We start from the raw sequence: 18,457 nt of genomic DNA, 5'->3' as shown, positions 1-18,457 counted from the left end.
TCGCTCAGTCCCGGTCGGCCGGCTGGCGCTCGCGCTGGTGGTCGATGACGGTCCGGCGCAGCGGGCCGCGCAGGGTCGACTCGAACTTCTCCTGCCGCAGCGACTTCCACAGCGAGACGCACAGCCCGATGAGGACGACGAGGAAGGGGAAGCCGACGATGATGACGCCCGTCTGCAACGCGCCGAGCCCGTCCTCCCCGCCGGTGATGAGCAGGACCGTGGCCACGGCGCCCGTGGCCACACCCCAGAACACGACGAGCGAGCGGCGGGGCTCCTCGGTGCCGTTCTCGCTGAGCATCCCCATGACGATCGACGCCGAGTCGGCGCCGGTGATGAAGAAGATCGCGATGAGGAACACGGCGAGCACCACGGTGACCGACGAGAGCGGGAACGAGCGCAGCGTCCCGAACAGCGTCGTCTCCAGGCCGGCGTCGACGAGGGCCTTCATGTCCTTGCCCTCGGTCAGCTGCAGGTCGAAGGCCGAGCCGCCGAGGATCGAGAACCAGATGAACGACACGAGCGAGGGGATCGCGATGACGAACACGACGAACTGGCGGATCGTGCGGCCCTTGGAGATGCGCGCGATGAACATCCCGACGAAGGGGGTCCACGACACCCACCAGGCCCAGTAGAAGATCGTCCAGCCGTTGAGCCACTCGCTGCCGCCGAAGACGCCGGTGCGGAAGCTCATCGTCGGCAGGTGCGTGAGGTAGCCCCCGAGCGACTCGGTGAAGGTCCCCATGATGAACACGGTCGGCCCGACGACGAAGAGGAAGAAGACGAGCAGCCCCGCGGCCACGGCGTTGGCGTTGGAGAGCCACTTGATGCCCTTGTCGATGCCACTGACGGCCGAGATGACGAAGCACAGGGTGAGGACCCCGATGACGAGGGCCGCGGCGGTCGTGCCGTAGCCCTTGCTGCCGAAGACGTCGGCCAGGCCGCCGGTGATCTGCAGCGCGCCCAGGCCGAGCGAGGTGGCCGAGCCGAAGAGGGTGGCGATGATCGCGAGGATGTCGATGCCGCGGCCCGTGGGGCCGTCGACCCGGTTGCCGAGGAGGGGTCGGAACGCGGCGCTGATGAGGTTGCCACCACCCTTGCGGTAGGCGAAGTACGCGATGGCCAGACCGATGACGGCGTACATCGACCACGGGTGGAAGCCCCAGTGGAAGAACGTGTACTCCATCGCGAGGTGGGCCGCCTCCTCGCTGCCCGGCTCGGCCATCCCCATCGGCGGGGTGTTGAGGTGGGTCAGGGGCTCGGCCACGCCGTAGAACATCAGGCCGATGCCCATGCCGGTGGCGAACATCATCGAGACCCAGGAGAAGGTGGAGAACTCCGGCTCGGAGTCGTCGGCGCCCAGCTTGATGTTGCCGTACCGGGTCGCGGCGAGGAAGACGCTGAAGATGAGGAAGCCGCCGCTGGTGAGGACGAAGAACCAGCCGAAGTTGGCGGTGATCCAGCTGAGGACGCTGCCCGTGCTCGTGCCGAAGCCCTTGCTGTCGACGGCGCCGTAGAGGAGGAAGACGAGGGCGAGGCCGGCGGCGACACCGAACACCACCTTGTCGACACCCTTGCGCGGTGGTCCAGCCTGCTGTTGCTCGAGGTCGTCGTGCACGGATGTCGCCATGTGCGGTCCCCTTCGTTGCGCTGTGAGAAACGATGTGCGCCATGCACAACACACAGCAGTGTGATGGAGGCCACACAGGGACGTCAACGGGCGGATCCGCGGCCGCGCCGTGCCCCCGCACGCACGAGGACCGCGGCGCCCGGAGGCGGCCGCGGCCCTCGCGTGGAGGTGTCGCCGGCTCAGGAGAGCCAGGCGTTGACCTTGTCCGGGTTGGCCTCGACCCACTTCTTGGCCGCGTCCTCCGGGCTCATGTTCTGGTTGGCGATCATCTCGGAGACGGCGTTCTGGTCGTCGTTGGTCCACGTGAACTTCTTGATGAGGTCCACGGCGGGTGACTTCGAGTCGGCGAACTTCGTCGAGATCAGCTTGTTGAGGGTGTACGGCGGGTAGTCGCAGGCGACCTTCTTGGCGTCGGCGTCGCACCCGTCGGTGTACTTGGGCAGGTCGACCTTGACCAGCTTCATCTCGGAGAAGAACCACTGTGGGTCGTAGAAGTACGCGAGCAGCGGCGTCTTGTTCTTCTCGGCCTGGCGGAAGCTCGTGATGAGCGCCGCCTCGGAGCCGCCGGTGACCACCTTGTAGTTGAGCTTGAGGTTGGCGACGAGGGCCTCGTCGTTGGTCACGTACGACGGGTCACCGTCGAGGAGCTGGCCCTTGCCCCCGGACTCGGAGGTCTTGAACATCTCGGCGTACTTGTTCAGGTTCTCCCAGTTCGTGATGTCCGGGTACTTCTCGGCCATCCACGGCGGGACGTACCAGCCGATGATCCCCTGGTTGCCCGAGGGCCCGGCGTCGATGACGGCCTTCTGCTCGTCGATGTACTTCTTCACCAGGTCCGCGTGGCCCCAGTTCTCGACGATGGTGTCGATCGACCCGGACGCCATGCCCTGCCAGCCGACCTCCTCCTTGACGTCGGGGTAGGTGACGTTGCAGCCGAGCTTGGTCTTCGCGACGTACCCGATGACGTGGGCGTTGCTGACGTAGCCGGTCCAGGGGTTGACGGCGATCCGCAGGTCGCCGCACTTCGCGCCGGAACCTCCTGACGCGCCCGTGCTCGAGCTCTGGTCGATGTTGCCGCCCCCACACGCCGCGAGCCCGAGGGCGAGCGTGGTGAGGCCGGCGACAAGCGGGAGCCGGAGGATTCCTCGTGGCATTGACTGTCCCTCTCTTCTGACCGCGGTGCGCGGGTTGTGGTGTGGTGAACGGTGACTCGGGGTCCGGGGCGGCCCCGTCACCGGCCGTACCTCGCGGCGGCATACCGCGCGATGCGGTCGAGCATGATTCCCAGGGCGGTGATCGCGATGCCCGCTGCCAGGCCCTTGCCGAACAGCTGGCCCTGGACGAAGCCCTGGACGATGAGGTAGCCGAGGCTGCCGCCCCCGACCATCCCGCCGATGACGACCATCGACAGCACGTAGAGCAGGCCCTGGTTCGTGGCGAGGACGAGCGCCTCGCGCGCCATGGGCAGCTGCACCTTGGAGATCATCTGCCAGCGGGTGCTCCCCGTGGAGCGGGCGGCCTCGACCGTGGCCGAGGGGACGCCGCGCACGCCGTCGGCGACGAGCTTGGTGGCGATGGGCACGGCGTAGGCGACCGCCGCCATGATCGCCGTGAACCGGGTGGCGGCGAACAGCGCGAGGGCGGGGACGAGGTAGACGAACGCGGGGATCGTCTGGAAGCCGTCGAGGAAGGGTCTGATCGCCGTGTCCGTCCGGCGGCCACGACCCATCGCGACGCCGAGGACGACGGCGACGAGCATGACGAGCAGCGTGGCGACGAGCGTCATCGTCAGGGTGACCATCGCGTCGTACCAGAGGCCGGTGCCGAAGATGACGGCCTCGCAGAGGGCCGTGACGACCGTGGGCCGCCAGCCGCCCAGGAGGTACGCGACCGCGAGCAGGACGAGCGCCATGACCCACCACGGCAGGTTCGACAGCAGTGACTGGAGGGGGTCGAGCATCGCGGCGGTGACGATGTTCTTGAACCCGTTGGTGACGCCGGAGAAGGTGTCGACGAACGAGGTCGTCAGGGTGTTGATGTGGGCGCTCAGCGGACCGGCGGTCAGCTCGCGCAGCACCGGCACCTCGGAGACGTCCGGGAACTGGGAGAGCTGGAGGTACAGGGTGGAGTAGTAGGCCGCGACGAGCACCGGGACGAGCAGCAGGCCCAGGACGAGCCGGCGACCGCCGGGGGTGAGCCGCTTGGTGACCGCACCGCGGCCGCCGTCCTCGGTGGCCCAGCGCGGCAGCTTCTCGAGCACGAGGACGCGACCCCGGAACACCCCGGGCGAGCTGACCGCGGCGATGGCGGTGCCCGAGGGGTCGGAGCGCTCGCTGGCCGCGGTCGTCGTGCGGTCGAGCATGATCGCGATGAGGACGATGCCCAGGCCGGCGACCGAGGCGGCGCCGACGTTGAGGCTCTGGAGGGCGGCGACGACGGGCTTGCCGAGGCCCGGGCCGTTGACGAGCGCGGCGATGGTCGACATCGACAGGGCGGCCATCGTGCACTGGTTGATGCCGACGACGATGGTCCGCTTGGCCATGGGCAGCTGCACGTGGCGCAGCAGCTGCGACTTCGTGACGCCGAGCGAGCGGCCGGCCTCGACGGTGTTCGCGGCCACCGAGAGCAGGCCGTGCTCGGTGATGCGGACCAGGGGCGGCAGGGCGTAGATGAGGGTCAGCACGATGGCGCACGCCGGGCCGATCCCGAAGAAGAGGGAGATCGGGGTGAGGTAGGCGAACGAGGGCATCGTCTGCATGACGTCGAGGATCGGGGTGACCACGGCGGAGGTCCGCCGGCTGCGCGACATCGCGATGCCGAGCGGTAGCCCGATGACCGTGCAGATGACCACGGCCACGAGCGTGATGATGAGGGTCTCCACGCCGTAGGTCCACAGGCCGAAGACGCCGAGCAGGAGCATGACGACGGTGACGAAGATCGTCGAGCGCAGCCCGGCCAGGGCGTAGGTGATCCAGGCGAACAGGGCGATGACGCCGAGCCAGCCGAGGTAGGCGCCCGGGGTCACCGAGCTGAGGTGCGACTGCAGCCCGCCGACGAAGGTGTCGAGCCAGCCGGCGATGGTGCCGAGGACCCCGTGGAAGAACCAGTTGTCCCGCCCGAGCAGCTGGACCTGGTCGCGGACCCCGTTGAACCACTCGTGCAGCCCGGTGGTGTCGGCGTTGGACAGGGCCAGGGTCTGCTTGCCGCGCAGCGTGGCCCACGCGAGCAGCCACAGGGCCAGCACGACGAGGAGCTTGCGGCCGGTGCGGCGCGGCGCCTCGGTGACGGTGAGGGGCTGTGCCTCCTTGGTGGCGGCCGGAGGGGGAGCGGGGGCCGGCTCGAGCGTGGTGGTCACTTCGCGCCTGCCCCGGAGTGGTCCTCGGCCTGCTCGGCGACGACGACCCGCAGGATGTCCTCGTCGTCGACGACCCCGACGACGGCGCCGCTGTCGTCGACGACGCGAACCGGGCCGTCGGCGGCGAGCACGGCCCGCGCGGCCTCACGGACGACGGTGGTGTGGGGGAGCGCCGGGGCGCCGGCGCCCTCGTCGGGCGAGCTCGGCTCGCGCATCACCCACTTGAGGGTGAGGACGTGCGACTTGGGCACCTCGGCGACGAAGTCGCGCACGTAGTCGTCGGCGGGGGCGCCGATGATCTCGTCCGGCGCACCGACCTGGACGATCTCCCCGTCGCGCATGATGAGGATGCGGTCGCCGAGCTTGAGCGCCTCGTCGAGGTCGTGGGTGATGAAGACCATCGTCTTGCCGACCTCGTGGTGGAGCCGGATGACCTCCTTCTGCATGTCGCGCCGGATGAGCGGGTCGAGGGCGCTGAACGGCTCGTCGAACATCAGGACGCTGGGGTCGTTGGCCAGGGCGCGGGCCAGGCCGACGCGCTGCTGCATGCCACCCGAGAGCTGGTCGGGGTAGTTCTGCTCGTACCCGCCGAGGCCGACGAGGTCGACCATCTCCTGGGCGCGGGCGCGCCGGGTGCCCTTGTCCTCGCCGCGCACCTCGAGGCCGAAGCCGACGTTGTCGATGACCTTGCGGTGCGGGAGCAGGCCGAAGTGCTGGAAGACCATCGAGATGCGGCGGCGGCGGATGTCGCGCAGCGCGTCCTCGCCCATCGCCGTGAGATCGGTGCCGTCGAGCAGGACGGTGCCGGCCGTCGGCTCGATGAGGCGGGTGAGCAGGCGCACGAGGGTGGACTTGCCCGAGCCGGACAGGCCCATGACGACGAAGACCTCGCCGGGGGCGACGTCGAACGACACGTCGCGCACGCCGATGACGTGCCCGCTCTTGGCCTGCAGCTCCTTGCGGGTCAGCTCGAGGTCGGGGGTGCCGACGAGCTTCTCCGCGTTCGGCCCGAAGACCTTCCACAGGCCGCGGACACACAGGGCCGGGGTGCCCGCGCCGGTGACCGGCGCCTGCGCGGACGAGGTGCTCACGGGGGTGTCGGTCGAGGTCATGGCGGGGGTTCCTTATCGGTCCGTGCTCGCGACAGCGGTCGGGGGGTCGAGCGGTGAGCCGGCGCGGTGGTGGTACCAGGGCGCGTCGGACGCGGGGAGGGGGGTGTGGCCGGCGATGAGGTCGGCGGCCTTCTCGGCGAGCATGACGACCGGGGCGTAGATGTTCCCGTTCGTCACGTACGGCATCGCGCTGGCGTCGACGACCCGCAGGCCCTGGGTGCCGTGGACGCCCATCGTCGTGGGGTCCAGGACCGAGAGGTCGTCGGTGCCCATCCGCGCGGTGCAGCTGGGGTGGAGCGCGGTCTCGGCATCGGCACGGACCCAGTCGAGGATCTGCTCGTCGGTCTCGACCGCGGGGCCGGGGGAGATCTCACCCGCGTTGTACGGGTGCATCGCCGGCTGGCCGAGGATGTCGCGCGCGACCCGCACCGCCTCGACCCACTCGCGGCGGTCCTGGTCGGTGGAGAGGTAGTTGAACCGCAGCGCCGGCTTCATCCGGGGGTCCGTGCTCCTGATCTTCACGGTGCCGCGGGCGTCGGAGTACATCGGGCCGATGTGCACCTGGTACCCGTGGCCCTCCACCGGGCTCGTGCCGTCGTAGCGGATGGCGATCGGCAGGAAGTGGAACATGAGGTTGGGGTAGTCGACGTCCTCGTTGCTGCGGACGAAGCCCCCGCCCTCGAAGTGGTTGGTGGCGCCCAGGCCCTTGCGGAAGAACAGCCAGTCGGCGGCGAGCTTGGGGCGGTTGCGGTACTTCAGGCCCGGCGCGATGGAGACCGGCTGGGCGCTCTTGTGCTGGATGTAGACCTCGAGGTGGTCCTGGAGGTGCTCGCCCACGCCCCTGACCTCGGCGACGGTCTCGATGCCGAGCGGGCGCAGGTGGTCGGGGTCGCCGACCCCGGAGAGCTGGAGGACCTGCGGGGTGTTGATGGCGCCGCCGCAGAGGATGACCTCGTTCGCGCGCACCGTGTGCCGGCGACCGCCCGTCGTGTACTCGACGCCGACGGCGCGGGTGCCCTCGAACAGGACCCGGGTGGTGAAGGCGAGCGTGCGGACGGTGAGGTTGGGCCGGTCCATCACCGGGTGGAGGTAGGCGCGGGCCGCGGACAGGCGGCGCCCACGGTGGATGTTGCGGTCGAACTTCGCGAACCCCTCCTGCCGGTAGCCGTTGACGTCCGGGGTGCGCGGGTAGCCGGCCTCGACGGTGGCGTCGAAGAACGCCTGGAACAGCGGGTTGGTGGCGGGCCCGCGCTCGAGGACGAGGGGCCCGTCACCGCCGCGCCAGGTGTCGGCGCCGGCGAGGCAGGTCTCCATCTTCTTGAAGTAGGGCAGGCAGTGGGCGTAGTCCCAGGTCGCCATGCCGGGGTCGGCGCCCCAGCGCTCGTAGTCGAGGGGGTTGCCGCGCTGGAAGATCATCCCGTTGATCGAGCTCGACCCGCCGAGGACCTTGCCGCGGGCGTGGTAGATCCGCCGGTTGTTCATGTGCGGCTCGGGCTCGGACTCGTACTTCCAGTCGTAGAGCCGGCTGCCGATCGGGAACGGCAGGGCCGCGGGCATGTGGATGAACGGGTCGATCTTGAGGTCGTTGCGGCCGGCCTCGAGGACGAGCACGCTCGTGCCGGGGTCCTCCGACAGCCGGGCGGCGATGACGCAGCCGGCGCTGCCTCCGCCGACGACGACGACGTCGACGCGGTCGGGCGTGGGGCCCACGGTCAGCTTCTTCACCCCCACCACCCCGACGGTGCGGGTGAGGTGTTGCGCCACACGTGCTTGGTCTCCTGGTACTCCTCGAGGCCGAGGCGGCCGAGCTCGCGCCCGGTGCCCGACTGCTTGTAGCCGCCCCACTCGGCCTGGGCGACATAGGGGTGGAAGTCGTTGAGCCACACCGTTCCCATGCGCAGCCGTGCGGCCACGCGGTCGGCCTTGGCGTCGTCGGTGGTCCACACGGCCCCGGCGAGGCCGTAGATCGAGTCGTTCGCGATGCGCACGGCCTCGTCCTCGGTGGTGAACGTCTCGACGGTGAGGACCGGGCCGAAGGACTCGTCCTGGACGACCGCCATGTCGGAGCGACATCGGTCGAGGACGGTGGGGAGGTAGAAGAAGCCCTCGGCGAGAGCCGGGTCGTCGGGTCGCCTTCCGCCACACCGCAGCCGGGCTCCCTCGGCGATGCCGGCCGCCACGTACGCCTCGACCTTGCCGAGGTGCGCGGCGCTGGTCAGCGACCCGGTCTGGGCCTTCTCGTCGAACGGGAGGCCGGGGCGGATCAGCCGGGCGCGCTCGACGAGCTCGTCGACGAACGCCTCGGCGATGCTCTCCTCGATGACGAGCCGGGCGCCGGCCGAGCAGACCTGGCCCGAGTGGAGGAAGACCGCCGTGAGCGCGTTGTCGAGGGCGGCCTCGCGGTCGGCGTCGGCGAAGACGATGTTCGGGTTCTTGCCCCCGAGCTCGAGGGCCACCTTCTTCACCGTGGCGGCCCCCTGCGCCATCAGGTGCTTGCCCACGGCGAGGCTTCCGGTGAAGGAGACGAGGTCGACGCGGGGGTCCGACGAGAGGGGACCCCCGCACCCGGGGCCCGTGCCGAGGACGAGGTTGCCGACCCCGTCGGGCAGGCCGGCCTCCTCGAGCGCGCGGACGAGCGCGATCGTGGAGTGGGGGGTGATCTCGCTCGGCTTGAGGACGAAGGTGTTGCCGGCGAGCAGGCAGGGCGCCACCTTCCAGCTCGCCTGCAGCAGTGGGTAGTTCCACGGGGTCACGAGGGCGCAGACGCCGACCGGTTCGCGCACGACCCGGCTGACGACACCCTCGCGACCGAGGTCGACGGTGCGGTCGCCGAGGTCGTCGGCATCGGCCCCGACGGCGGCGTAGTGGCGGAAGACGTCGGCGACGTCGGCGACGTCGTACTCGGCCTCGACGTACCGCTTCCCGGTGTCGAGCGCCTCCACCCGCGCGATGGCCGCGGTCTCGCGCTCGAGGACGTCGGCGACCCGGCTCAGGAGGGCGGCGCGCTCGCGGACCGGGGTGGTCGGCCAGGGGCCGTCGTCGAAGGCGTGGCGGGCGGCGGCGATGGCCGCGAGGGTGTCGGCGTCGGTCGCCTCCGCGACGGTGCCGACGGGGGAGCCGTCGGCCGGACACGTGATGGAGCGCGTGCCACCCTCTGCCGCGGGAACCCATCGGCCGTCGAGGAAGAGCTCCGACACGGACACCTCCGGCTGGTTGCACCATGTGCAACACCATCTGTACTGCGCAACAGAATGGCCCGAGACGGGGTGGTGGTCAAGGATCTGGGCGGAACCGTGCCCTGTGGGTTCTCAGCGGTCCGCGGGGCGGTGGGCGAGGCGCCCGCTGATCTCGGCCGTGGCAGCGAGGAGCAGCGGGGTGAGCTCGTCGATCCGGGGCGGGCCGAAGCGGAACGAGGGGCCCGAGACGCTCACCGACGCGACGACGTCACCGTGGGCGTCGCGCACGGGCGCGGCGACCGCCGTGAGGCCGACGTCGAGCTCGTCGGCCGCCACCGCCCAGCCCTTGGCGCGCACGTCGGCGAGCTGCGTGTCCAGGGCCTTGCGGTCGGTGATCGTCGAGGGGGTGTAGGCGATGAGCTCGCCGAGGACGCGGCCGAGCTCGGGGTCGACGAGCTCGCTGACGAGGACCTTGCCGTTGCTCGTGGCGTGGATCGGGATGTGCTGGCCGACCCAGTTGTACGACGACAGGCTCGACGCACCGGAGACCTGGTCGACGTAGAGGGCGGCCCCGCCGCTCAGCACGGCGAGGTTCACCGTCTCGCCGGTGTCGGAGGCGAGGCGGCGGCAGACGGGCCGGGCCTCCTGCACCAGGTCGAGGCGGGCGCTGGTGGCACCGGCGAGCTTGAGGATGCCGACGCCGAGCCGGTAGCGGCCCCGCTCCTCGACCTGCTCGACGAGCCGGCGGCGCTCGAGGGCGGCGACGAGGCGGCTGGCCGTGGACTTGTGGACGCCGAGCTCGCGGGCCAGCTGGGTGACCCCCGCGGCGCCGTGGACCGCGAGCAGCTCGAGGATCGTCACCGCGCGGTCGACGGACTGCACCGTCCCCGACGTGTCGCGAGTGGTGGTGCGCATGGCGGAACGGTATCTGGTCGGGTGCGGCATCCGTCTAGCGTTGTCGGCATGTCCGGTGACCCGACCCCGTCCGACGTCGTCCTCGTGCTCTCCTGCCCCGACCGGCGGGGGATCGTCGCGACGGTCTCCGCGCTGCTGTTCGAGCACGGCGCGAACATCGAGGAGTCGCAGCAGTTCGACGACGTGCGCACCGACCAGTTCTTCATGCGGATCCGGTTCTCGGTTCTCCCGGAGGGGCCCTCGTTGGAGGGATGGCGGGAGCTGTTCGCCCCGGTGGCCGCCTCCTACGGCATGGACTGGACGATGCGCGGGGCGGCGACGCCGCTGCGGACGCTGCTGATGGTGAGCAGGTTCGGCCACTGCCTCAACGACCTGCTGTTCCGCTGGCGCAGTGGACAGCTCGCCATGGACATCCCGGCGGTGGTCTCCAACCACCGCGACCTCGAGCCGCTTGTTGCGTCATACGGAATCCCCTTCGTCCACCTGCCCGTCACGGCCGCGACGAAGGCCGAGGCCGAGGCGGCCCTGCGCGAGCTCGTCGTCGCCCACGACGTCGAGCTGGTCGTGCTGGCGCGGTACATGCAGGTGCTGTCCGACGACCTCTCGCGCGAGCTGTCGGGGCGCGTCATCAACATCCACCACTCGTTCCTGCCCTCGTTCAAGGGCGCCAAGCCCTACCACCAGGCCTTCGCACGGGGGGTCAAGCTCGTCGGGGCCACGGCGCACTACGTGACGGCCGACCTCGACGAGGGGCCGATCATCGAGCAGGACGTCGTGCGGGTCGACCACCGGATGGCGGCCGACGACCTCGTGCGCGCCGGCGAGGAGGTCGAGTCCCGGGTGCTGAGCCGGGCCGTGCGCTGGGCGTGCGAGTCGCGGGTCATCCTCAACGGGGACCGGACCGTCGTCTTCAGCTGAGGCGGTTCGGCCCGGCGGTCCGGCTCAGCCGGGCGCTCGCGGCGCTGGTCCGGCCACTGGGTGATGGTGTGGGGGGTGCCTTCGCGACGGTGGCTCGGGAGGGGTTGTGGAAAAGTCGGCGGCCGTTGTCGCGGTTCCGGGCAGGGTGCGGGCATGAGCTTCGACGACCTCCCCCCGAACTGGTCCGACCTGCCGTTGGACACCCCCGGCCTCGCGTCCGACCTCGCCGACCTCTTCGTCGGCCACGCCGACCGCGAGGGCGGCTGCGTCGCCTTCCTCCTGGCGGGCCCGGACCTCACGCTGGCCCAGCCGGTCGTCATCGGCGATGTCCCCGCTGATGCCGACCCGGCGGTGATCGCCCCTTTCCTCGCGCACTTCGGACCCGACCTCGGTGAGGCAGTCTCGGGGCTGGTGTTCGTCCGTGGCCGGCCGGGTTCGGCGCTGCTCACGGACTCCGACCGGCAATGGCACGAGACCGTCCTCGAGGCCTGCCGGACCTCGGGGTTGCGGCTGGTCGGCGCCTTCCTCGCCACTGCCTCCACGGTCCGGTCGTTCCCTGCGCCACTCATGGCCGCTGACGAGCTCGCGTCCTGAGAGTGGTTGCGCTGCAGGCGAACACGTGTGGACAACCCTGGTCGCTCGAACAGGTGTGCGATACCATGGGGGCATGGACAGGGAGACGATCGGCAGCCGCCTCGCGGCGCTCCGGATGGAGTGCGCGGCGCTGGGTCGTGAGGTCGCCCGCACCGGTCGCGGGCTGTCGGCCGATGAGGCGTTCGAGCTGGCGGGGCAGGCGCAGCGGCTGGCGAACGCCGCTGACGGGGTGGTCGCCGTGCTCGGGGCGTTGGGAGCGCGGGTGGAGACCACGCTGACCGGGGACGGGCCGGTGGAGCGGGTGCACCCGGTGGGGTTCGTCGACGCGATGGCCGCCACCGAGATGGCGTTGGCCACCGGGCTCACCGACGGGGTCGCCGGGCGCAAGGTCGCCCTGGGTGCGGCGCTGGGGGAGCGGTTCCCGCGGCTGCGTGAGCAGGTCCTGGCCGGGGAGGTGCCGGTGGTGGCGGCGCACAAGGTGATCGACGCGTGCGCCGGCCTGGACCGTCACGCCTGCGCGGCGGTGGATGAGCAGGTCGCGCCCCGGCTGGCGTCGTGCGACCCGGCCCGGGTGACCACCCTGGCGCGTCAGGTCGCGCACCGGGTCGCGGCCGCGCAGGTCGCCGCGCAAGTGGCACGGACCCGGCGGGGCCGCACGGTTGAGGTCCGCCCCGGCGATGACGGGCTGACGTCGTGGTGGGCTCTGCTGCCGACCGCGACCAGCGCCGCCGCGTGGGCCGCGGTCGACCAGCTCGCCGGGCAGTACCGCGGCATCGACGACACCTTGACCGTGGACCAGGCCCGCGCCGACGCGTTCGGGGACCTGCTGCTGCGCAACGTCACCGTCACCACCCAGGTCACCCTCGGCGTCCCTGTCATCACCCACACAGACCCCGCCACCACCGAGTCGATGCCCTACGGGGAACCCACGTGGGACCGGGTCGACCTCGCCGATGACGACCTCGTGCCCGATCCCGACACCGGCGACCTCGTCACCGTGTCGAGCCTGTCCGCGGAGGTGCGGGAGGCCCTGTCCTGGGTTCAGGTTCCTGCGGACGACGACCCCTGCGGTGGCGCCGGCGCCACCCTCGACCCGCGCCACACCGTCGAGGCCGTGGTCAACGGGTGCACCGTGTCGGGCACCGACCTGCCGGGGCTGGGCTGGGTCGACGCGGCCACCGTGGCGCACCTCATGGCCACCGTCCCCCTCGACATCGCCCGCGCCGTCCTCGACGCCCCCTCCGGCACCCTGACCTCGGTCACCACCGGCGTCTACCGCCCACCACGGCCGGTCCGTGAGCTGGTCAAGACCCGCGACGGCACCTGCCGCATGTGGGGCTGCACGCGCGCCGCCACCCACGCCGACCTCGACCACACGAAACCGTGGCCGCTCGGTGCCACCGGCCCGGTCAACCTGCTCACCCTCTGCCGACGCCACCACCGGATGAAACAGCTCGGCCGCTGGCGACCCACCCTCCACCCCGACGCCACCCTCACCTGGACCCACACCTCCGGCACAGTGCGCACCACAGAACCGGCCCACCGCACCGAACCGGTCCCGCCACCACCCGAGCCCAGCGCAAGGTCAGCGACGCCGGAGCCCATCCCCTTCTGAGCCGAGCCGGCTCCTGTCGACCTCGGAGTCAGTGCCTCGGGCTCTGGACGGGTGGTGGGAGCGGGAGGACAGTGGTCAGCAGCAGAGTCGGACCTGTTTCGAGAGGAGCCGTCATGTGGTGGGTCTGGGTGGTGGTCGTGGTGGCGGTGATCGCGCTGCTGGTGTTCCTCCTGCAGCGTCGTGGGAACACGGGGATGGAGGGCTACCAGCGCAAGGACCCGACGACCGATGGCCAGGTGGGCACCCCGCCCGGCCAGTTCGGTGACGGCGGCGGCGGCCTCTGACCGGTCGCGACCCGGTCGCACGAGCCGCGCGGCCTGTCGGGGCCGGCCTCTACCGTGTCGGCATGACCGGACACACCAGCCCGTTCGACGGTGAGGGCGACACCCCGTGGGAGCCGCCCCTGGCCGGCACCGAGGTCGAGGCGCTGCTCGGCGCACTCGAGCGACTGCGGTGGACCTTCCGCTTCAAGGCCGACGGGCTCGACCGCGCCGGTCTCGGCGCCACCGTCGGGGCGTCGAGCCTCACCCTCGGCGGGCTGCTGAAGCACCTGGCCGCGCAGGAGGACTTCGCCTTCGGCACCAAGCTCAGCGGTGAGCCGCTCGGGGAGCCGTGGAGCGGCTGGGGGTGGGACGGCAGCGACGACTGGGAGATCGTGTCCGCGGCCCACGACGCACCCGAGGTGCTCTACCGCACCTACGACGACGCGGTCACCCGCTCCCGAGGACGGGTCGCCGCGGCGTTGGACGCCGGCGAGGGCCTCGACCGACGGGCCCACGTCGCCGACGGTGCGGCGAACCTGCGCCGCCTCGTCTGCGACCTCGTGGAGGAGTACGGGCGGCACACCGGACACGCCGACCTGCTGCGCGAGGCCGTCGACGGACGCACCGGGGAGGACCCACCCGAGGGCTGGCGACCCCGGCCCACGACCGCGGAGGCAACTGCGGAGGGGAGCTCGTGAAGCTCCTCCTGACCTCCGGCGGCGTCACCAACCCCGGCATCGAGGCGGCGCTCGTCGGACTGCTCGGCAAACCCGTCGCCGAGTCGCACGCGCTCGTCATCCCGACCGCGCAGTGGGGGCACCCGATGTGCGGTCCGGCGTCGGTGCGGGGCCTGGTCGCCGCGGCTCCCACGTGGTCCTCCTTCACCGGCCTGGGCTGGGCCTCGCTCGGCGTCCTCGAGCTCACCGCGCTGCCCACCATCGGCGCCGAGCGGTGGGAGCCGTGGGTGCGCGAAGCCGACGTGCTCCTCGTCGACGGGGGTGACGCCACCTACCTGGCCCACTGGATGCGAGAGTCCGGCCTGGCCGACCTCCTGCCCTCGCTCGACGACACGGTCTGGGTCGGGGTGAGCGCCGGGAGCATGGTGCTGACGCCGCGCATCGGCGACTGGTTCGTCGAGTGGCCGGCCGCCACGGACGACCGCACGCTGGGCGTCGTCGACTTCTCGATCTTCCCGCACCTCGACCTGTTCCCGACCAACACCATGGAGCACGCCGAGCGCTGGGCGGCCGACATCGGGGGCCCGGCCTACGTCATCGACGAGCAGACCGCCATCCGCGTCGTCGGCGACACCGTCGAGGTGGTCTCCGAGGGCCGGTGGCGGGCGTTCCCTCTCTCGTCGGCGGCGGACTGAGAAGGACCCGTCACTCCAGCCCGTCGAAGAGGTCGGCCAGCATCACGCCCCCGGTCGGGGGCCACGCGACCACGTACCACTCCCTCGAGAGGCGTCGTTCCCACTGCTCGGTGTTCGTCGGGTCGTCCGACATGACGTGCAGCTGGCTGCGGTGCTCGCGCAGGCCCGCGACGATCCTGTCGGTCACGCCCCGGCAGTCGACGGTGATGCCGATCTGCTCGTCCGGGACCCCGCGCATGTGGTAGGTCCGGGTCGGGTCGAAGGTGAACAGCCCGAGCTCGGCTCGCTGGCGGTTCCACCGCTCGAAGACCGACTCGCCCGAGGGCGCGCCACGCGGCCTCGTCCTCGGCGCGGCGGACGGCGCCGAGCGTCGCCCGGGTGGCCGGGAAACCGTCGCGGATCTCGCCCTGTTCGCCGACCGTCGCGTGCACCAGGACGAAGCGGAAACCCGGCTCGTCGGCGTGCAGGGCGACGCTGCCCGCGGCCCCGTACGCGTCGTCGTCCGGGTGGGCGAAGACGCAGGCCAGGGTCCGGGTGCGAGCCATGGGCGGGTGCCCTCGTCGGGCCTCAGCACTCGATGACGTTGACGGCGAGTCCGCCGCGGGCGGTCTCCTTGTACTTCACCTTCATGTCGCGGCCGGTGTCGCGCATCGTCTTGATCGCCTTGTCGAGCGAGACGATCTGCTTCCCGTTGCCGCGCAACGCGATTCGTGCCGCGGTGATGGCCTTCACCGACGCCACCGCGTTGCGCTCGATGCACGGGATCTGCACGAGCCCACCCACGGGGTCGCACGTGAGGCCGAGGTTGTGCTCGATGCCGATCTCGGCGGCGTTCTCGACCTGGTCGGGCGTCCCGCCCATCACCTCGGCCAGCGCGCCGGCCGCCATCGAGCAGGCCGAGCCGACCTCGCCCTGGCAGCCGACCTCGGCGCCCGAGATCGAGGCGTTCTCCTTGTAGAGCGTGCCGATGGCGGCGGCGGTGAGGAGGAAGGACACCACCTCGTCGTCGGACGCACCGGGCACCCAGCGCGTGTAGTAGTGCAGGACCGCCGGGATGATGCCCGCCGCGCCGTTCGTCGGGGCCGTGACGATGCGCCCACCCGAGGCGTTCTCCTCGTTGACGGCCAGCGCGTAGAGGGTCACCCAGTCCATCGCGGCGAGGGGGTCGCCGCCGTGCTCGGAGCGCAGCTGCCGGGCCAGGCGGGGCGCGCGGCGCGGCACCTTGAGCCCGCCGGGCAGGACGCCCTCGGTGCTGCGGCAGCCGTTGTCGACGCATTCCTGCATGACCGCCCAGAGGTGCAGCAGGCCGGAGCGCACCTCGGCCTCGGTGCGCCACGACAGCTCGTTGGCCATCATCACGCCGCTGATCGACAGGCCCGACTCGGCACAGCGCTCGAGCAGCTGGTTGCCGGTGGTGAACGGGTACCGGACGGGCGTCTCGTCGGGGACGATCCGGTTGCCACCGACCTCGTCCTCGTCGAGGACGAAGCCGCCGCCGACGGAGTAGTACTCGCGCTGGCGCAGCGGCTCCTCTCCCTCGACCGGGGTGGCCGATTCCCACGCGGTGAACCGCATGCCGTTGGCGTGGAAGGGCAACGACGCCCGGCGGTGCAGGACGACGTCGGTGTCGACCGCGCAGGCGATCTCGTGCGTCCCGGCGAGCCGCAGCACCCCGGAGGTGCGCACCTCCTCCAGGCGCGGGTCGGCGCCGCGCGGGTCGGTGGTCTCGGGGTTCTCGCCCTCGAGGCCGAGGACGACCGCCTTGACCGAGCCGTGGCCGTGGCCGGTGGCACCGAGCGAGCCGAACAGCTCGGCCTTGACCCGGCCCACGCGCTCGAGGACGCCCTCGGCCCGCAGGCCGTCGGCGAAGGTGTGGGCGGCCCGCATCGGTCCCACGGTGTGGGAGCTCGACGGGCCGATCCCGACGGAGAACAGGTCGAACGCGCTGATGGCCACGGGAGGACAGCCTGCCTCAGTCGCCGAGCTCCCGGCGACGCCGGGTGACGAAGTCCTCGAGCTCGGCGCGGATGCCGTCGTCGATGGTCGGCTGCTCGAACTCCTCGAGCCGCTTGCGCCAGATGGCCGCAGCACGCGTCGCGGTGTCCTGCGCGCCGTTGCGCATCCACCGCTCGTAGTTCTCGGAGGAGTTGAGGAAGGGCCGGTAGAAGCAGGTGCGGAAGCGCTCCATCGTGTGCATCGACCCGAGGAAGTGGCCGCCGTGGCCCACCTCCTGGTGCGCGTCGAACGCCAGCGACCCGGCGTCGATCTCGAGCGGGGTGAACTCGTGCTGGAGCATCTCGACGATCTGGCAGTCGATGATGAACTTCTCGAACCCGGCGACGAGCCCGCCCTCGAGCCAGCCGGCGGTGTGCATGACCCAGTTGGTGCCGGCGAGGAAGGTCGGCAGCAGCGTCATCAGCGACTCGTAGCCCGCCTGCGCGTCCGGGACCTGCGAGGACGTCAGCCCGCCGCCGGTGCGGAACGGCAGGTTGAAGTGGCGCGCGATCTGGCCGGTGCACAGCAGGCCGATGCCCGACTCCGGCGTGCCGAACGTGGGGGAGCCGGACTGCATGTCGATGTTGGACAGGAACGAGCCGAAGATCACCGGACAGCCCGGGCGGATCAGCTGCGCCAGGGCGATGCCCGACAGGGCCTCGGCCATCTGCTGCACGAGCGCGGCCGGGATGGTGACCGGCGACATCGCGCCCATGAGGATGAAGGGGGTGAGGACGACCGGCTGGGCCGCGGCGCAGTACTCGAACAGCGCGTCGAGCATGCGGTCGTCCCAGCGCAGGGGCGAGTTGCAGTTGATCAGGCTGATGGACGTGGGCGTGGCCTCGATCGCCTCGCGGCCGCCGAAGAGGATCTCCGACATCGCGATGACGTCGCGCGCGTTGGGCCCGGAGACGACGTTGCCCATGAACACCTTGTCGGTGAGCGTCATCAGGGCGAGCGTCATGTCGAGGTGGCGCGAGTCGAGCGGGGCGTCGTTGGGCTCGCAGACCACGCCGCCGGCGGAGTCGAGCACCGAGAACGACTGGGAGAGTCGCGCGAAGTTGCGGTAGTCCTCCATCGTGCCGTCGCGGCGCACGTCGCCGTCGCGGACGAAGGGCGGACCGTAGACCGCGCCGAACGCCATCGAGTCGCCACCGATGTGGATGCTGCGCTCGGGGTTGCGCGCCTGCACGTCGAACTCGCGCGGGGCCAGGGCCACCTGGGCGAGGACGAACTCGGGGTCGAGGAAGACGGTGTTCTCCTCGACCCGCTGTCCCGCGGCCCGGAACAGGTCGAGGGCGCGGTCGCTCATGAACTCCACGCCGATCTCGGTGACGATCCGGCGCCAGCCGGCATCGAGCTGCTCGAGGGCGTCCGCCGACAGGATCTCGTAGCGCGGCATGCGGTTGGTGAACATCGGGCGGGCCTCTCTGACAGGCGATCGACGTTTGACGGTGAGCCGTCTCACATCCTAGCCTCATCATGTGGGACTTTGGTTCCACATGATGAGCGCCT

16 protein-coding genes and 1 pseudogene are annotated in these 18,457 nt (G+C 71.1%); 6 read left to right on the top strand and 11 right to left on the bottom strand.

Annotated features, from left to right (window positions below; translation table 11 throughout):
• Positions 1–4 precede the first annotated feature (4 nt).
• The 7 genes from ACFLFB_RS14550 to ACFLFB_RS14520 form a co-directional block, all read right to left on the bottom strand.
• Entirely contained in the window at positions 5–1,627 is a 1,623-nt protein-coding gene (locus ACFLFB_RS14550; protein WP_392542894.1) for a BCCT family transporter, read from the bottom strand.
• Between the two features lie 179 nt (positions 1,628–1,806).
• Positions 1,807–2,781 carry an ABC transporter substrate-binding protein gene (locus tag ACFLFB_RS14545; protein WP_392542893.1) on the bottom strand — a complete coding sequence of 325 codons (975 nt, stop codon included), beginning with the start codon at positions 2,779–2,781 and terminating at the stop codon, positions 1,807–1,809.
• Positions 2,782–2,858: 77 nt separating this feature from the next.
• On the bottom strand, positions 2,859–4,982 hold the full coding sequence (locus tag ACFLFB_RS14540; protein ID WP_392542892.1) for an ABC transporter permease: 2,124 nt from the start codon (positions 4,980–4,982) through the stop codon (positions 2,859–2,861).
• Positions 4,979–6,094: a glycine betaine/L-proline ABC transporter ATP-binding protein gene (locus ACFLFB_RS14535; protein WP_392542891.1), complete on the bottom strand. Its 1,116-nt coding sequence runs from the start codon at positions 6,092–6,094 to the stop codon at positions 4,979–4,981. Before ACFLFB_RS14535 ends, ACFLFB_RS14540 begins: the two co-directional genes overlap by 4 nt.
• 12 nt (positions 6,095–6,106) lie before the next feature.
• A complete protein-coding gene (gene betA / locus ACFLFB_RS14530; protein WP_392545430.1) occupies positions 6,107–7,804 on the bottom strand; it encodes a choline dehydrogenase in 1,698 nt (565 codons plus the stop codon).
• Positions 7,805–7,815: 11 nt separating this feature from the next.
• Complete coding sequence (locus ACFLFB_RS14525) at positions 7,816–9,291, bottom strand: aldehyde dehydrogenase family protein (RefSeq protein WP_392545429.1); 1,476 nt, start codon at positions 9,289–9,291, stop codon at positions 7,816–7,818.
• Positions 9,292–9,402: 111 nt separating this feature from the next.
• Positions 9,403–10,185, bottom strand: a complete 783-nt coding sequence (locus tag ACFLFB_RS14520) for an IclR family transcriptional regulator (protein ID WP_392542890.1) — start codon at positions 10,183–10,185, stop codon at positions 9,403–9,405.
• A 48-nt stretch (positions 10,186–10,233) separates the two neighbouring features.
• Here ACFLFB_RS14520 and purU point away from each other — a divergent pair, with 48 nt between their 5' ends.
• From purU to ACFLFB_RS14490, 6 genes are all read left to right on the top strand, one after another.
• Positions 10,234–11,103: a formyltetrahydrofolate deformylase gene (gene purU / locus ACFLFB_RS14515; protein WP_392542889.1), complete on the top strand. Its 870-nt coding sequence runs from the start codon at positions 10,234–10,236 to the stop codon at positions 11,101–11,103.
• Between the two features lie 153 nt (positions 11,104–11,256).
• Positions 11,257–11,697 (top strand): hypothetical protein, encoded by a 441-nt coding sequence (locus tag ACFLFB_RS14510; RefSeq protein WP_392542888.1) that lies wholly within the window; start codon positions 11,257–11,259, stop codon positions 11,695–11,697.
• 73 nt (positions 11,698–11,770) lie between these two features.
• Positions 11,771–13,312: a hypothetical protein gene (locus tag ACFLFB_RS14505; protein ID WP_392542887.1), complete on the top strand. Its 1,542-nt coding sequence runs from the start codon at positions 11,771–11,773 to the stop codon at positions 13,310–13,312.
• Between the two features lie 113 nt (positions 13,313–13,425).
• A complete protein-coding gene (locus ACFLFB_RS14500) occupies positions 13,426–13,596 on the top strand; it encodes a hypothetical protein (protein WP_392542886.1) in 171 nt (56 codons plus the stop codon).
• 62 nt (positions 13,597–13,658) lie between these two features.
• Positions 13,659–14,273, top strand: coding sequence for a DUF664 domain-containing protein (locus tag ACFLFB_RS14495; protein ID WP_392542885.1), 615 nt, complete (start codon positions 13,659–13,661; stop codon positions 14,271–14,273).
• Positions 14,270–14,947 (top strand): Type 1 glutamine amidotransferase-like domain-containing protein, encoded by a 678-nt coding sequence (locus ACFLFB_RS14490; RefSeq protein WP_392542884.1) that lies wholly within the window; start codon positions 14,270–14,272, stop codon positions 14,945–14,947. The genes ACFLFB_RS14495 and ACFLFB_RS14490 overlap by 4 nt, the downstream gene beginning before the upstream one ends.
• A gap of 10 nt (positions 14,948–14,957) precedes the next feature.
• Here ACFLFB_RS14490 and ACFLFB_RS14485 read toward each other — a convergent pair whose 3' ends face one another.
• The 4 genes and pseudogenes from ACFLFB_RS14485 to ACFLFB_RS14470 form a co-directional block, all read right to left on the bottom strand.
• Positions 14,958–15,185, bottom strand: coding sequence for a hypothetical protein (locus ACFLFB_RS14485; protein WP_392545468.1), 228 nt, complete (start codon positions 15,183–15,185; stop codon positions 14,958–14,960).
• A 124-nt stretch (positions 15,186–15,309) separates the two neighbouring features.
• Positions 15,310–15,492, bottom strand: a pseudogene (locus tag ACFLFB_RS14480) (PIG-L family deacetylase); the annotation flags it as partial.
• A gap of 22 nt (positions 15,493–15,514) precedes the next feature.
• Positions 15,515–16,903 (bottom strand): L-serine ammonia-lyase, encoded by a 1,389-nt coding sequence (locus ACFLFB_RS14475; protein WP_392542883.1) that lies wholly within the window; start codon positions 16,901–16,903, stop codon positions 15,515–15,517.
• 16 nt (positions 16,904–16,919) lie between these two features.
• Positions 16,920–18,410: a trimethylamine methyltransferase family protein gene (locus ACFLFB_RS14470; RefSeq protein ID WP_392542882.1), complete on the bottom strand. Its 1,491-nt coding sequence runs from the start codon at positions 18,408–18,410 to the stop codon at positions 16,920–16,922.
• Positions 18,411–18,457 lie beyond the last annotated feature (47 nt).

Origin of the sequence: Oryzobacter telluris (assembly GCF_043099285.1) — a bacterium.
GTDB classification, from domain to species: domain Bacteria; phylum Actinomycetota; class Actinomycetes; order Actinomycetales; family Dermatophilaceae; genus Oryzobacter; species Oryzobacter telluris.
The sequence above is the reverse complement of the archived record's forward strand: the minus strand, read 5'-3'. Positions and strand labels throughout refer to the sequence as shown.